General features: G+C 59.6%; 15 protein-coding genes and 3 pseudogenes. 9 read left to right on the top strand and 9 right to left on the bottom strand.

The window, feature by feature from the left end:
- Nucleotides 1–21: 21 nt before the first annotated feature.
- The 3 genes from repB to NKJ26_RS20020 form a co-directional block, all read right to left on the bottom strand.
- Complete coding sequence (gene repB, locus NKJ26_RS20030) at nucleotides 22–987, bottom strand: plasmid partitioning protein RepB (protein ID WP_352696647.1); 966 nt, start codon at nucleotides 985–987, stop codon at nucleotides 22–24.
- Nucleotides 988–1,067: 80 nt separating this feature from the next.
- On the bottom strand, nucleotides 1,068–2,270 hold the full coding sequence (repA, locus tag NKJ26_RS20025; RefSeq protein WP_352696646.1) for a plasmid partitioning protein RepA: 1,203 nt from the start codon (nucleotides 2,268–2,270) through the stop codon (nucleotides 1,068–1,070).
- Between the two features lie 287 nt (nucleotides 2,271–2,557).
- The gene (locus tag NKJ26_RS20020; protein ID WP_352696645.1) at nucleotides 2,558–2,881 is read right to left on the bottom strand and encodes a winged helix-turn-helix domain-containing protein; all 324 of its coding nucleotides are present in this window, start codon (nucleotides 2,879–2,881) and stop codon (nucleotides 2,558–2,560) included.
- Nucleotides 2,882–3,126: 245 nt separating this feature from the next.
- Here NKJ26_RS20020 and NKJ26_RS20015 point away from each other — a divergent pair, with 245 nt between their 5' ends.
- Nucleotides 3,127–3,573 carry a hypothetical protein gene (locus NKJ26_RS20015; protein WP_352696644.1) on the top strand — a complete coding sequence of 149 codons (447 nt, stop codon included), beginning with the start codon at nucleotides 3,127–3,129 and terminating at the stop codon, nucleotides 3,571–3,573.
- Between the two features lie 90 nt (nucleotides 3,574–3,663).
- Here the strand turns inward: NKJ26_RS20015 and NKJ26_RS20010 are convergent, their stop codons facing one another.
- The 3 genes and pseudogenes from NKJ26_RS20010 to NKJ26_RS20000 form a co-directional block, all read right to left on the bottom strand.
- Entirely contained in the window at nucleotides 3,664–4,281 is a 618-nt protein-coding gene (locus tag NKJ26_RS20010) for a class I SAM-dependent methyltransferase (RefSeq protein ID WP_352696643.1), read from the bottom strand.
- A 195-nt stretch (nucleotides 4,282–4,476) separates the two neighbouring features.
- Nucleotides 4,477–4,752, bottom strand: a pseudogene (locus NKJ26_RS20005) (YMGG-like glycine zipper-containing protein); the annotation flags it as partial.
- Between the two features lie 63 nt (nucleotides 4,753–4,815).
- The gene (locus NKJ26_RS20000; protein WP_352696642.1) at nucleotides 4,816–5,103 is read right to left on the bottom strand and encodes a hypothetical protein; all 288 of its coding nucleotides are present in this window, start codon (nucleotides 5,101–5,103) and stop codon (nucleotides 4,816–4,818) included.
- A gap of 451 nt (nucleotides 5,104–5,554) precedes the next feature.
- Between NKJ26_RS20000 and NKJ26_RS19995 the strand changes: the two genes are divergently transcribed.
- The 5 genes and pseudogenes from NKJ26_RS19995 (at nucleotide 5,555) to NKJ26_RS33590 (ending at nucleotide 10,734) form a co-directional block, all read left to right on the top strand.
- On the top strand, nucleotides 5,555–5,854 hold the full coding sequence (locus NKJ26_RS19995; protein ID WP_352696641.1) for a hypothetical protein: 300 nt from the start codon (nucleotides 5,555–5,557) through the stop codon (nucleotides 5,852–5,854).
- A 930-nt stretch (nucleotides 5,855–6,784) separates the two neighbouring features.
- Complete coding sequence (locus tag NKJ26_RS19990; RefSeq protein ID WP_352696640.1) at nucleotides 6,785–7,156, top strand: DUF982 domain-containing protein; 372 nt, start codon at nucleotides 6,785–6,787, stop codon at nucleotides 7,154–7,156.
- Nucleotides 7,157–7,293: 137 nt separating this feature from the next.
- Nucleotides 7,294–8,405 (top strand): annotated as a pseudogene (locus NKJ26_RS19985) (glycosyltransferase family 4 protein).
- Between the two features lie 162 nt (nucleotides 8,406–8,567).
- Entirely contained in the window at nucleotides 8,568–9,716 is a 1,149-nt protein-coding gene (locus tag NKJ26_RS33595; RefSeq protein WP_502903147.1) for a glycogen debranching N-terminal domain-containing protein, read from the top strand.
- Nucleotides 9,685–10,734 carry an amylo-alpha-1,6-glucosidase gene (locus NKJ26_RS33590; protein WP_502903146.1) on the top strand — a complete coding sequence of 350 codons (1,050 nt, stop codon included), beginning with the start codon at nucleotides 9,685–9,687 and terminating at the stop codon, nucleotides 10,732–10,734. Before NKJ26_RS33595 ends, NKJ26_RS33590 begins: the two co-directional genes overlap by 32 nt.
- 565 nt (nucleotides 10,735–11,299) lie before the next feature.
- Here the strand turns inward: NKJ26_RS33590 and NKJ26_RS19975 are convergent.
- Complete coding sequence (locus NKJ26_RS19975) at nucleotides 11,300–11,479, bottom strand: hypothetical protein (RefSeq protein WP_352696639.1); 180 nt, start codon at nucleotides 11,477–11,479, stop codon at nucleotides 11,300–11,302.
- 673 nt (nucleotides 11,480–12,152) lie between these two features.
- Nucleotides 12,153–12,341 (bottom strand): DUF3606 domain-containing protein, encoded by a 189-nt coding sequence (locus NKJ26_RS19970; protein WP_352696638.1) that lies wholly within the window; start codon nucleotides 12,339–12,341, stop codon nucleotides 12,153–12,155.
- A 54-nt stretch (nucleotides 12,342–12,395) separates the two neighbouring features.
- Here NKJ26_RS19970 and NKJ26_RS19965 point away from each other — a divergent pair.
- Nucleotides 12,396–12,605: pseudogene (locus NKJ26_RS19965) on the top strand (efflux RND transporter permease subunit); the annotation flags it as partial.
- Here the strand turns inward: NKJ26_RS19965 and NKJ26_RS19960 are convergent.
- Nucleotides 12,568–12,870 carry a hypothetical protein gene (locus tag NKJ26_RS19960; protein WP_352696637.1) on the bottom strand — a complete coding sequence of 101 codons (303 nt, stop codon included), beginning with the start codon at nucleotides 12,868–12,870 and terminating at the stop codon, nucleotides 12,568–12,570. The pseudogene NKJ26_RS19965 and the gene NKJ26_RS19960 overlap by 38 nt on opposite strands.
- Between NKJ26_RS19960 and NKJ26_RS19955 the strand changes: the two genes are divergently transcribed.
- Together NKJ26_RS19955 and NKJ26_RS19950 are read left to right on the top strand one after the other, a co-directional pair.
- Nucleotides 12,858–13,517, top strand: a complete 660-nt coding sequence (locus NKJ26_RS19955; protein WP_352696636.1) for a L,D-transpeptidase — start codon at nucleotides 12,858–12,860, stop codon at nucleotides 13,515–13,517. The genes NKJ26_RS19960 and NKJ26_RS19955 overlap by 13 nt on opposite strands.
- A gap of 10 nt (nucleotides 13,518–13,527) precedes the next feature.
- On the top strand, nucleotides 13,528–14,040 hold the full coding sequence (locus NKJ26_RS19950) for an OmpA family protein (RefSeq protein WP_352696635.1): 513 nt from the start codon (nucleotides 13,528–13,530) through the stop codon (nucleotides 14,038–14,040).
- Nucleotides 14,041–14,197 lie beyond the last annotated feature (157 nt).

The raw sequence follows: 14,197 nt of genomic DNA, 5'->3' as shown, positions 1-14,197 counted from the left end.
GGGCCTTTTTCTTTTGCGGTTTCAGTCTCCTGCTTTCTTTGCCAGTTCCGATTCCCGGAAAGCCTCGAAAAGTTCGTCGAGTCGGTCGGCGATGAACGCGCCGAAAGGCGATGCTTCCTTGGACTTCAAGGCAAGCGTAAACATCTTTCCGGTGTCGGTGATCTTGACGCGCACGGACTTATCCTGCGGGGCCCAAGCCCTTTCTTGAGGCTTTGCCGACGCACGGGCCCGCTTGGGAACGCTGCTTAGAACCTCAAACAGACGCGTGAAGCGACCATCGCTCTCAAACGATGCAAACTCTTTGCTTTTCACAAGCTCGGCAGCTCTTTTGCCATTTTCAGGATGCTCCATCAGCTTGGCAACCTGCCACCAGCGATCGCGGCCGATGCCCTTGGCCGCTCCGATGGCCAAAACGATCGCCTCCGGAACGTGAGCGCTGACCGTACGCATCTTCGAAAATGTCGTGTCGTCCAGCGCTAGCGCCGATTTGACCGTCTCGGGCGAATAGCCCCGCCTGAGAATGCGATCCGCAAAAAGCGTCCGTTCGATGAACGACAGGTCGGCTCTAGCGGCGTTCTCTTGGCCTTGGGCGAGGAGATGCTCCTCATCGCCTATCTTCTTCACGACGGCGCGAACCGGAATGCCTAGCTGGCGTGCGGCCCTGACACGCCTGTGACCAAACACCGTTTGGAAACGGCCTGAGATCTCGGGATGCGGCCTGACCAGCACGGGAGAATCCTGCCCGCGTTCACGGACCGCCGCCAGCAGCGCCTGAAATGGTTCATCGTCGTCGTCAATACGATCTGAAACGAATGAACTGTCGACCAGCGTGGGATCTAGGTCGACCACCGAACTCTTGGAAAGCTCCTCGAAGGACTGCATGATCGAGCGCGAGGCGCCTCGCACGGCATAGCCGGAGACGTCTCTCACCTCCGCAGCTGGAGCCCCCGCCCCCATCACGCTCCCGAATACATCCTTTCGCGCCATTCACTCGCTCCGATTTGCCGCTAGGGCACTGATTTCGCGGGAAAAATCACCGGGTTTTACTGCCGTAAAGTGCTTCATTGTCACGACCTGCCCCATGCGCGATGGATGAGTTCGGCAATCTCCGCATTCACCGCATCAAGCGACTCGAGCGCTCGATCGTAGGTCGAGCGTGTAAAGGCCGATTTCTCGACCTCATAGAGGGTCTGCTTGGTCAATCCAGCATCCGAGATGGCCGTTGACTTGAGCATTGGGTTCTCAAGGATTTGACCGGCCAGCATGGACTGCATGAAGCCGACCATCTGCGCCTGCGGAATGTCCGTCGGCTCGTAGCGCGTAATCAAATAGCGAAACCAGTCCAACTCGATCCGCGCTCCGGCAGCTTTGACCGTCTTCAAAATGCCGCCAAGCATCAGCAGAAACTGACTCATGGACATCAGGTCGAGCATTTGCGGGTGAACGGTAATCAGGACGGACGTCGCTGCCGACATTGCAGTCAAGGTCAGGTAGCCAAGTTGCGGCGGACAGTCGACGACGACGACGTCGTAACGGCTATCCACCTCTGACAACGCCTTTGCGATTCGCGTGAAGAATTGCCTGCCTGCATTGGTGGATTTGTCCTGCATGGCGAGCGGGGTGTCGTACTCGTACTCCTGGAGTTCCAAGTTGGCCGGAATGATATCCAGGCCCGGGAAATTGGTCGGCGTGATCACCTCCGAAATGGGCCTTTGGTGCTCGTCATAGCGGATGGCCTCGTAAAGAGAGAGATTGCGGTCCAGTTCCGGCTGGAAACCGTGAAGCGCTGACAGCGACGCTTGTGGATCAAGGTCGATTGCCAGCACACGATGGCCTGTCAGGGCCAGGTGCTGGGCCAGGTGAGCCGCCGTCGTGGTTTTGCCGCTGCCTCCCTTGAAGTTCACGACCGCCACGATCTGGAGCTTATCTCCGGGCTTGCGATGCGGGACGTATTTTTTGACCTCGGTCCGGCCGTGGCGGTCAAGGAAATGGCGCAGCTCAAGCATCTGCTCGGCCGTGTAGGAGCGCCGGCCCGAGGGTTTTTGATCGGGCAGGGGACCCTTGCCCTCAAGATGAAGGCGCTTCAAATTGTTCTGCGATACACCGAGATAGTGGGCCACCTCAGCCATCGAAAACGGGCGCAGCGTCTTGGTCGCGTTGGGTGGAAATTTCTCCATGCGAAGCTGGTTTAGGCGTCGCGATATCTCAGCCCCCTGCTCGAGGATTTTGTCATCGAACTCGAAGCGTGGTAACCGCATGGCGATGTTCATTCTCGTCCGAACCTGAATTGGCGCTTTTAGCGATGAAACCATTCAACAACCGCTATTAAGCTCCGATTCGGCCAACCCCGGCAAGAAGTTTTCGGTTAACAGAAGGTTAACGGCCCGGGTCGGGGTCTTTACTGCCGGCTGATCTGCTGGCTTCTCACAGGTGCGGGTTCGACTGTGGCATCCGGAGTTTTGCCGCAACGGCATGTTTTTTCAGCCAAAGGTACCCGATTTTTACGGCAGTAAATCGCGGCTCCCAGCAGCCAAAACATGGCCGCATTGGTCCTGCCCTAAGCCGTTTGAGATTCCAGCGCGTATCCGCCGAGCCAGACGGTGCGGATAACATCGCCATGGGCCGAATGCCTGATCGACTTTCTCAGCCGGCTGATGTGAACGTCGACCGTACGTGCACCGACATAGACATTGCCGGGCCAGACTGCCCCAATCAGTTCGTTGCCGCTGAGCGCCCCGCCTGGGTTCTCCAGCAAACGGCGCAGCAATCTGAACTCGATCGGCCCGAGCGATATCTCGGTTCCGTTGCAGCGCACGTGATGCGTGTCGAGCTGCATTTCGATATCGGCGTAGCTGAGCGACGTCGCACCTTGCGGTGACATTCCCGATCGACGGCCGCTTCCCAGTCTTGCGCGCAGTAGTCGAGCAGCTTCGCCGGCGCCAGGGGGCGGACAAAACTCTCATCAATCCCTGACTTCAGCAGCGCGATGTGCTGATCCTCGGCGCCGGGCGCGATTAGCGCGACGACGGGGAGGGGGCTTGTTCGAGCATCCTCCCTGAGACGACTGCAAATGTCTGCCATGGGATTGTCCTGCCGGCAGTCTAGCACCCAGGCCTCAAAGGGCATATGGGCGGCCTGTTCAAGCATTTCTTTGGCATCGCTGGCAAGCATATGGCCGGGCTCGTCGAGGAACGGCCGCGCATTCATGCGGTCGAGCCGTTCGGGCGAATATCGAAGGCGCTTGCCGGGGAGGACTATCGCGGCAGTTTCGCCGGCGACTCTGCTTTGACATCAATCGGCGGCTCGGCCGTAACCTACCAGGCGCTGGATGCGATCGGATCATGTAAGGAATCGGCGGCAGTCACAGAGGACGGGGGTGCTCGCGACGACCTGAAGCGGTTGGCACGGTGCGGATTCTATCTCGATCTGTCAAGCGCGGCGACATTGACTGGCCTGCGAAACCTGGTCTCCAGCGGCGTGATCGCATCGGATGCCGCGGTCGTGCTTGTCGGCACGTCAGGCGGTTTTTGTGAATACCAGAGCTTCTCGGACCCGATTGCGCTGATCGACTAGGAGCCACCGAGCGCTGGCTTGGGCGAGGGAATGCGACCGGGGTCCTAGGCTGAACTGCACCAACCGGGGGAGGGGGCTAGATCGCGCCACTCACTCCTTCTGGGCGAATGCCCAGACCATCAGGGGGTATTCCTCGTCATTGCTCAAGTCGCGCCATAGGCCGTAGGCGCGGACCGGGCCGCCGATATGGGCCCTGGCGCAGGCCTTGTTGCCCCAGCCATGGACCTTGACGTTGGCTTCGCGGAAGCCGCCCTCGACCATCAGCTGCTTCAGGCCGGCCGGCGTCCACCTGCTGTAGTCGTGCGGCCTGGCGTGCACGCGAAACAGGAAGGGCGTCGCCACCATCGCCCAGCCGCCGGGCCTGGTCATGGCGTGGATGTTTTGCACCGCCGCATGCGGCCGCTGGACATGTTCCAGCACCTGGTCGGCGATGACGATGGAATATTGCTCGTCGGTGCGATCCTTGCAGATGTCGAAGTCGGGGAAATCGACCGACCGGTAATTGGGGCACATCGCCCGCCAATAGCGGTTCCAGCCGGGCGAGATCTCGATCACGTCTGAGGCTTTGCGGTTTCCCGCTTGGAGAAAAAGGCTGAACGCCTCGATCTGGCGTATGCGCAGCCAGTTGCGGGAATCGTAGCCAAGCAGGCGCTTGGCCGCCTGTTTGCCGCGGTTTTTCAGGGTGCCGGCAAGGCTTGTCGTGGTCATGTCCGACCCTCCTAAACCCGCCGCATCACCCCCGTAACACCGTCATATGCCCAAACAATGACGTCGTTGTGCCTGACCCCGGCAGCGCCTGCTGGGAAGCGATGCCGGGTTCCGCGATGCCAACCCTAACCGTTCTGTCCGGCTTGGGCCCTCCCTTCCCCAAGAGGGAAGGAGGAAGATAAACGCTCTCGCTGCTCAATAATCGGCGTTGTAATACCGATGGTCGCAGGGCGCGGTGTAGATGCGACCGTAGCGGTCCTGATAGCGGCAGCGCTGTTCGCCGCGACGCTGCGGCGTCGTGGCTGGACCGACGACCGCTCCGAGCAGCGCGCCGCTGGCCGCGCCGATGACCGTGCTCTTGGTGTTGCCGCCAATCGCCTGGCCGACGAGGGCGCCGCCGGCGCCGCCGATCAGCGCGCCGGTTCCGGCCCGCTGCTGACCCTCTGTCTGCGCGCAGCCTGCAAGTGCGGCGGCTCAACCGAAAGGCGGACACGAGGTCCGCCTTCAAGGTTCGCCACAAGCTGCAGACTAGTTTCAGCCACCGACCTTCTTGGCCATCGTGCAGAAATCTGCGTGCGACTTGTTAAGGTTGGTATCACCGCAGTCTTTCAGCACCGCCGTACGCTCATCAGGTTTCATGGCCATCCACGCGGTCTTGAAATCGCTTTCCGACCTCAATGTCTTCATGCCGGCATCGGTGAAGAACGGCGACATTTTGGCCGGATCGTCGAGTGCGGACGTGCCGGTGGTAGACCCAGCCATTGCGGCGCTACTTACCATCGCGAGCGCGATCGCGCCCATAGCGAAAGTCTTGATGTTCATTTCAATATTCCTCCCTTGCGGCAGCCAAGGACATCACCAAAAACGTACCGTGCCAAACTCGGTTCCAGCGCCTGGAAAAATCCAGACTGATACTTTCCATCAGGCCACGCGGGACAAACGATCAAGAGTGCAATGGACTGATCAGTCGCCTGAGTTGGTCGACGACCTTTCGGTAGAGCCGACGCGGTTCAATGGCCTGGATCGGCATATCAGCCCAATCCTCTCTTCAGATATCGCTATGCCAACGGGCATATTGGTCTGATCTATTGACCACAGCCGTGCCCCCGCCGGTCATCGGGATTTCTGTGTGAAAAGATTTGGAAGCATTGCTGATTGCGGCTGCGCGCCCATAGTCGCTACATGAAGGCGGAGTACGTTGAGCTGGTCTTGCTGGAGCAGTCGCTCACCAATAAGGACGGTATGAATCGGCCGTTTTCGAATCGCGTGGGCGATGTCGCGGAAAAAAACTGGCGGCTCTGTTCTGTTCGATGTTCGCGTCGACGGCGACCCGCTTATCAGTCGGATGGCGGCGATTGGATATGGTGCATACGGAACCGTGGTGATCACGATGGCTAAGAACGGGCAGCTTGCTTCGGCGCCGATAAACGGGGATAGCGATCATCTGGTTGCGGAGCTAACCGCATGGTGTTCGCTGCCGATGGCCGAGCAGATTTGTGTTAGTTTCAGCAGCACAGCCTCGATATTGCTCGCTGAATGTCGTAAATCGGGCCGTTTCGACCGTTCAAGCTGATCTTTCGGTCCGGCAGTGGTCGGAACGAGGGCAGATGAAAGGTAGCTCTTCGTCTGCCCTTAGGTGCTTTCGTTCCCCACGGTTTCAACGGCCAGAACCAGGAAGTTGTGAACTCCAACGCGACAAGTCGTGGCGTCGAGCATAAGAGGCCGTTAGCACCCGCTGACGCATCGTCTTGCCGTTTGCACTTACGTTAGCTTTGGCGCACATTGAGGCAGCCGGCGAAGTACCCGTACCGGTTAGGCTCGGCGCCAGTCCCCCCGCCCCCCCTCGACGCCGGGCCGCTCGGGGCTGGCTCCATTTTGGCCCAAGCAGCCCTCGGTGTTCCGTGTAAACTGAGCGCCGACTTAGGACTCGCTGTGTCCTGTCGGCGGTGTGGAGGAAACCGACCAAATCGTATGAAACCGAAAGAGCTCGAACCGAGCCACAATGTTCGATAATTCTAATTCCTCCCTTTTCGGGTTCGTTTTACTCGAATCCCTCACCCAATTTGCGGAGTTCCGCGGCGGACAGCTCGGGTCTTTCCCACCAATTTATATGCAGGCCAGGCAAGGAAATAGTCGCACAAATCCAATGGGCTACCGCTCTCTGCGCCGGAGTGCCAAATTTTTTTGCAGCTGCCCTTGAAAGGTCAAATACCTGGACTAGCTCGACTCGAGATGTGCGCGAGGTTCGTAGAGGATCGAACAGATCCTCAGGTGTTGATAGTGGGGTCCGATACAGACGGGCGATTCACTCGGGGCCTCGGGTACTGGTGCACCCAGGCTCAGCCCCTAGCTGCACTGGGTGAGGATTTTGAACAGCCTTGGGCAGGACAAAATGATCACGTCATCAGCATCGCTATCATCGCCCAGGCCGGCCGCAACGTCGATACCGGCTCCCGCGGTCTCATGCTGCGATGACACACCTGAGCCGGGATGGCGTGTTGCATTGAGGCCGCATGAGGATCGCCGTTCAGCACTGGACGTCGCCAATGCGCCGGGTCTCAAGCAAAGTTGCGGGCTCCGTATTGAAGAGGTCGAAGAGCAGGGCAACGAAATCGGGGGTAAGCGTTTTAGCAAGCCCGTCAGAGTTCTGCAGGAGCTTGGGTACACAGCCGAGATCAGTAGTGTGATGCAGGCCTACGCGCTTCTTAGCGATTGGCCGCCATCAACACGCGACGCCGCACACGCGATTGCGCTTGATACCTGCAAAACAGCCTTGGCTGCCGCGGGCAGTTCCGAGGCGGCCCGTCGCATGTTTGTCGCCTTTGCTCGAGAACGACCTGCTCGCGCCCGAGTCGCCGCCGTGGTCGCCAGATGACGCAATTTGGAACATCCGCTTAGAACAGACGAAAGATTCGTTGACTCAGCTTAATGCATAGCGAAGGAGGTAACGCGGCCGGTTCGTTCGAGGATGAGTTTGTTTTCCAAGATGTCTCTCAGTCAAGATGTCCGAAAATGAAAATAGCCCAGATCGCTCCACTCATGGAATCCGTACCCCCCAAGCTCTATGGCGGGACCGAACGAATTGTTTCATATCTGACAGAAGAACTGGTTCGGCAAGGCCATGACGTGACCTTGTTCGCCAGCGGCGATTCACGTACGTCGGCCGAATTGGTGCCGTGTTGCGACGCTGCATTGCGCCTTAACCCCAACGTTCAGAGCGATATTCCATACCTTGTGATGATGCTGGAACGCGTGCGCAGAAGGGCTAGCGAATTCGATGTGCTGCATTTTCACGTCGACGTCCTCCACTTCCCGATAATCCGGGAGTTTGTCCAGCAAACCCTGACAACGCTTCACGGCCGCCTTGATCTCCCGGACTTGGCGCAGCTCTACGCGATGTTCAACGACATTCCGCTGGTCTCGATATCCTTTGACCAACGACGACCCATGTTGCCAGTCAAGTGGGTCGGAACCGTGTATCACGGCCTTCCACGGGACTCCCGTACTGCCCGAAAGCCTCCGGCTATCTTGCCTTTCTTGGTCGCATCTCACCGGAAAAGGGGCCCGAAACCGCCATCGAGATCGCCGCGCGCGCTCGAATGCCGCTGAAGATCGCGGCCAAAATCGACAAAGTGGATCAATCATTTTGGGCCGAGCGAGTTGAACCGATGGTGCGTCGCAATCCTAACGTCGAGTTCGTTGGCGAAATCGATGAAAGGCAAAAGGCGGACTTTTTGGGCAATGCGACAGCGCTTCTGTTCCCCGTAAATTGGCCGGAACCCTTCGGGCTCGTTTCCATAGAGGCGATGGCCTGTGGGACGCCCGTGATAGCCTTTAACCGCGGTGCCGTTCCAGAAGTGGTCGATGACGGTGTATCCGGCTTAGTCGTGGACAGTCTCGACGAAGCTGTGGACGCGGTGCGGCGGGTAGGCGCCCTGGATCGTGTCAAGGTGCGGCGGACTTTTGAAGAGCGGTTTTCGGCCGAGCGCATGTGCCATGACTATGTGGCGATCTATCGGACGCTTATGGGCAGCGAGAGAGAGCATTTGGCTCGCGAAAAGCTGCCGCTGAAAGACATTGAGCTGACGCGGGCTCTAAGTCCTCTGCGGTCGCATGCTCACTGATGCAGCTCTCGTCAATTGTTGGCCAACAAGCGAACGATGGTTGTCATCGCATGACCACAGGATTTGGTGAGGAGTACAGACGCTGCTGATGCTCCGTGCCAGCGTCGGGCGAAATGGACATATGTCTCACCGGCTTGGTCTGTTCTCAACAGGAGGGCTGATATGAGTACTGAAGCCGAACAACGCAAACTTGATCCCGCCTTGGCGCTCCCGGCACTCGATGAATCCGCACCGCGCGAGCCACATCGGCAATTTGCGCTCAAGCACGAGGACTGCTTCATCGTCGCCGATAGCTACGGCGACATACGGGGCACCGGCGACGGGCTTTTTCGCGATGACACGCGTGTGCTGTCGCGCTTCCGCATGTTGATTGGTGGCCACATGCCTTCGTTGCTTGGCGCTTCCTTGTCGCAAGACAACATCTTGTTCACAGCCAATCTCACCAACCTGGTTGCGGTAGGGCCGAGCGGCAGCGAGGCCCCCGCGAGCGCCATCCATATCGATCGGACTCGGTTCATCTGGCAAGACCGCATGTTCGAGCGCATCACTTTCACGAACTACTCCGCGCGCGAGTTAGCGTTGCCGGTCCGGCTCGACTTCGATGCCGATTTCCGAGACATGTTCAAGGTGCGAGGGACCACGCGCAGCCGTCGCGGTCGTGCCCATGAGGCGCTGGTCGGGGAGGCAAGCGTCACATTTCGATATGAGGGGCTCGATAATGTGGCACGCCAGTCGGTCATTGCATTTTCCAAGAAGCCCGATCGGGTGCATCCCAATTACGCCGAGTTCCTCATTGTCGTGCCGAGCCGTGACCGCAGGGTGCTATACTTGGAGGTTGGCCATGGCGAAGAGCTTCCATCCAGTGACCGGTTTCGTGCCGCCGCCGCGCGAGCGCGATTCGCCATGCGCTCAAAGCGACGGCAGGGCGCCACCGTTTTCAGTTCCGGACGCGTCTTCAACGACTGGCTGACCCGCACAAGAGCCGACATCGCGCTGCTGACGACGGACCTCGAGACAGGACCGTACCCGTATGCCGGCATTCCGTGGTTCTCAACGGCTTTCGGCCGTGACGGAGTCATTTCTGCCTTGCAGATGCTCTGGCTCAATCCCGAGCTTGCTCGTGGGGTGCTGGCGTTTCTCGCCCGGTATCAATCCACGGAGACCTCGATCTTCGGAGACGCAGAGCCAGGTAAGATCATGCACGAAACGCGCAAGGGCGAGATGGCCGTGCTTCGCGAGCTGCCGTTCGGCCGCTATTATGGTGGCGTCGACACCCCCATTGTATGTCTATCTGGCTGCGTCCTACGCTGACAGAACCGGAGACGAGGACTTCGTCGACCGCATTTGGGGTTCACTGGGTGCTGCCACGGCGTGGATGGAACAGGTCGGAGCTCGCAACGGGGAGGGGTTCGTAACCTACAGCAGGGCAGCGGATACAGGCCTCTTCAACCAGGGCTGGAAGGACAGCGCTGATGCGATCTTCCACGTCGATGGCACTATTCCTAAGGGGCCAATAGCTTTGGTCGAGGTGCAAGGTTACGTCTTCGCGGCATACCAGGGCATGGCTGCATTGGCAGCCAAACGTGGCGACGAAGCCAAGGCGGCGCATTGGACGGAGCTGGCGGAGAGAATCCGCGAGGCGGTGGAGACGCATTTCTGGATGCCGGACCGCGATTTTTATGCCTTGGCAATAGACGGAGAGGGCAGACAATGCGCGGTTCGCGCGTCCAATGCCGGTCATCTGCTTTATGTCGGGCTGCCATCAGCGGAAAGAGCGCAGGCGATAGCGACGCAGCTGCTGTCGGGCCATTTTCACAGCGGTTGGGGCGTTCGCACGCTGGCCGACGACGAGATCCCATTCAACCCGATGTCATATCACAACGGCTCGATATGGCCGCACGACACAGCGATTTGCGCCTCGGGCCTTGCCCGCTACCAGGAGCGGAACAGCGTGGTGAAGCTGATGAGCGGCATGTTCGAGGCGGCGGTCCGCTTCAACATGCGGCTGCCAGAGCTATTTTGCGGCTTCACCCGTGCCGCCAGCGATGCGCCAGTGGCCTATCCTGTCGCCTGCCTGCCTCAGGCGTGGTCCGCTGGCGCTGCATTTATGATGCTGCAGGCCTGTCTGGGCATCCGTATCGACGGCTGGAAGCGCGAAATCAGCGTCGAATCCCCGCGGCTGCCCATAGGCATCGACAACATCGTGATCAGACATTTGGCTGTCGGCGAAGCGAGAGTCGACCTGACTTTCCAGCGCATCGGCGGCCGCATTGTCTGCTATCTCGACCAGCACCATGAGGGTCTCGTGCCGCTGGTCGTGCGCTCTTAACCGGCGTTGCTGACAATTCCGCCTAGGCGCTCGCTGGGATGGCCAACTGCAGCTGGCGCGGCCGCAATCCCGCGTGCGCCGCAATGTCGGACGAACTTCGCGGGCGGGATGGAGGAAATTCACTCGGCCGCGGCAGTGAAGAGGCAGCCGTACGAGCGCCGACAGCGTCACGGCAGGGGGGTCGATCAGCGCCCGTCTCATCCGGGTGCGCGGCGGTGACGGCACTATGCCGACCGAACGGCGCTAATTGAGAGGCGCCGAGATTCTGGCCGGCTGGCTGGTGACGGATCGACACCGCGGCGATCACGGCGGTACGAATGCTGACGGCCGGCTTCCGCGCTCATTTGCTTTGTCGTTGGTCCCTGGCGTTTTCAATGCCCATCACGAGGGCCGCTAGAGTAGCGGCCACTGACGTTCCGTCTTGCTATTTGCACTTACATTAGCTTTCGGCGCATATTAACATAGCCGGAGAAGTGACCCGTACCGGTTAGGCTCGGCGCCAGCCCCCGGACCGCACGGTTCGGTTTCATCTAGCTTCGCGCAGCCTTCGTTCCATGATCGCCGACTAGGAGCTTCTCCGCTGTCTCCAGTCGCGATAGTTCAGAAGCTCAAGAAGGTCGTCGGCTTCTTCGATTGGCATGTCGATCAATGGAACGCCTACCTCGACAACGGGCATGCCGGTGAAAACGTCGATGACGTCCCACGATCCTTCTGGCGTTTTCTCTAAGTCGTATCGCTGCGTCATCGGGGGCCTTCATGGTATGAGTGTGTATCGTTTGCCCCGAGCATCGGATCTTCTATGAAGCTCGCTTGGTAATGGGCCAACGTCGGGCGGCAGCTTTCGCACCGGCTGCGGATTTCAGGAACTTGCTCAGGCGCCTGCGGCCGGTTTGATGCCGATCAATCGACGTTGATTTCGGCAATAGGCCTTTGCGTTGATCGATCAAGTTCTGTCATCTTCGCGGGTCGGCTGCCCAAACCTCGAACACATCCCGGCCAGAATGGTTCCAAGATGCGGAAATGGGCTGCTGAAGGTGCGACAGGCCATGAAAGCTGGCTCGTAAGAGTATGCGCATGGATGGCTCCAATTTCGTCGGGCGAAAAAGGAATGTCCCGGTCCTTCATGAATTTCCCGGACATGTTCCAGAAGGTTCGGGCATTCGCCTTTGGTATGCCGCGAGTCATTGCGTAGAGACCAAGCAAAGTAACGTCATATTGTGAGGTGCTGGAGCTCGATTCCTACGCAATCCTTCAAGCGGAGGAGAGCACCCGAGTTGCTCGTACCGGAGACCTGCCGCAGATCGCGGCGATCAACTGACTGGCCGCAAACTGGACAGGCGTAAAAATGCTCCGCATAGGCACTGGCTTGCCGCATGCCGACGCGCTCGTGATCGGCGGCGCCATATCTGAAAGCTTTGTCACCTGTTGCCGAGCGCCTTGGCTTCGCGCTCCAGCGTCTCGCGGTTGTTGCCGTGTCTTGCAATGAGATCGCGGGCCTGCGGTATCGAGAGGCCAAACTTGCTGGCGAGATATCCGACCTCATATTCCTCGTCCCCAGACACGCGGTCGCGATCGCGAAAGTCGCGCTTGGTCTTGTCGTCGGTCATGATGGTTCCTCCTGTCTAAGACAACAACAATCCAGACGGAAGGTTCCGGGAGGCTACCGGCCGAAGATGATGACTATCGTTGCCATCATGGCCGGCCTGATGCCAATCCTCTGGAGCACCGGCACCGGCTCGGAAGTGATGCAGCGCATCGCCGTGCCGATGATCGGCGGCATGATTTCGTCTACCCTCCTGACCTTGGTGGTGATCCCAGCCATATATGGATTGGTCAAGGATGAAGATTGCCATGGGCGTTGCCGCGACTGACGACGAGGTTGCGCTCGCGGAACCAGCAATGTTCGACCTCGCTGCCGAATGAGACGGCAATGATGAAGGAGGCCATGAGGAGCGGGATGATGCCGGCAAGCGCTGCCGACTTGCTGGTTAATCGGTCCGCAATCGTTCTTCCCTGCACCACAGGCGGACCTACTGCTTCCGGCCCCACTGCAGCATTTTCCACTTTGAGGCGAAATAATTCTCGACTATGGTCCGTCAGGCTTACGGCATGGGGGATTGCCGATGGTTTTATCACGCAGGGGTGTCGTGCTCGGCGGCCTGGCGCTGGTCGCGGTGGGTGCAACCGGCAATATTGTTCAAGCCGCGACGGCAAAATCCTTTTTCGCCGGTCCCGCCAGCGACAACAATTTTGTCTATCGCAAGACCAACTTCGCCAAGATCGACAAGAGATGGCATCGCCAGATCGTCAAGTATTTCAGCAGCGAGCCGGTCGGCACCGTCGTGGTCGATACCCGCCACCACTTCCTCTACCTCATCATGGAAAACAAGACCGCCATCCGCTACGGCGTCGGCGTCGGCAAGGACGGCTTCAAATGGTACGGCCGCGCGACGATCGACCGCCGCGCGCTGTGGCCGCAATGGGTCCCGCCCCCCGAAATGCGTAAGCGCAAGCCGGACCTACCGCCCATGGTCGCAGGCGGCGCGTCCAACAATCCGCTCGGGCCGCGCGCGCTCTATCTGTACCGCGACGGCGCCGACATCGGCTACCGCCTGCATGGCACGCTGGAGCCATGGACCATCGGCACCGACGCTTCCAGCGGTTGCATCCGCATGTTCCCGGAAGATATCATCGACCTCTATCAGCGGTGCCCGATCGGCACCGCAGTGGAGGTCCTACCGCACATCGCCGACCAGGCGCCCGCTTCCACCACTGTCGAATGATTGGCGCATCATGAACCGCATGATTGAAACCACGCGCCGGCTGCTCGCCGCCGGCCTGCTGGTGCTGGCCGCATCCTGCTCGACCAGCAACACGCTGGCCCCTCCCACCCCCGACGTCACCAACACCGAGATTGCCGGTTTCCAGAACGTGCAGCCGGGCAGCGAGGAGGATTTTATCCTCAATGTCGGCCGCCGCACCTATTTCACGCAAGGTTCGGCCGCGCTCGATTCTGTCGCCAAGGCCACCCTTGACACCCAGATCGCCTGGTTAGCAAAGCATCCGCGCTGGCTGCTCAAGCTGCAGGGTTTCGCCGACGATCCAGGCGCAAGTGAAACGGCGCTGTCGAGGCAGCGTGCCGATGCGGTGATGGACTACCTCGCCGCCGGCGGCATAGACCGCAACCGCATGTGGACCAAGGGCTATGGCAAGGACAGGCTCGTCCGCGACTGCCCCGACGCCGCCTGCAGGTCGCAGAACCGCCGCGTTGTGTCTAATTTGCGCGATGAGAGGGACGAGTCGTAGGGGCTGCGGTTTTGCTTGTCACCAAATCAGAGTCTCACAACGCGACGGCGGCATGGCTGCTTTGCGCCCAACGCACGAACCCGCTGCGCGGGAGGGCCGCCTCCTTCTGAGATGGCGTGCATGTCATAGACCTTGAGCGGGTAGAGGCGTCGATCTG

It is taken from the genome of Mesorhizobium sp. M0152 (assembly GCF_040322415.1).
Classification (GTDB): Bacteria; Pseudomonadota; Alphaproteobacteria; order Rhizobiales; family Rhizobiaceae; genus Mesorhizobium.
Note: the sequence above shows the minus strand (reverse complement) of the source record. Positions and strands in the feature narration are given on the sequence as shown.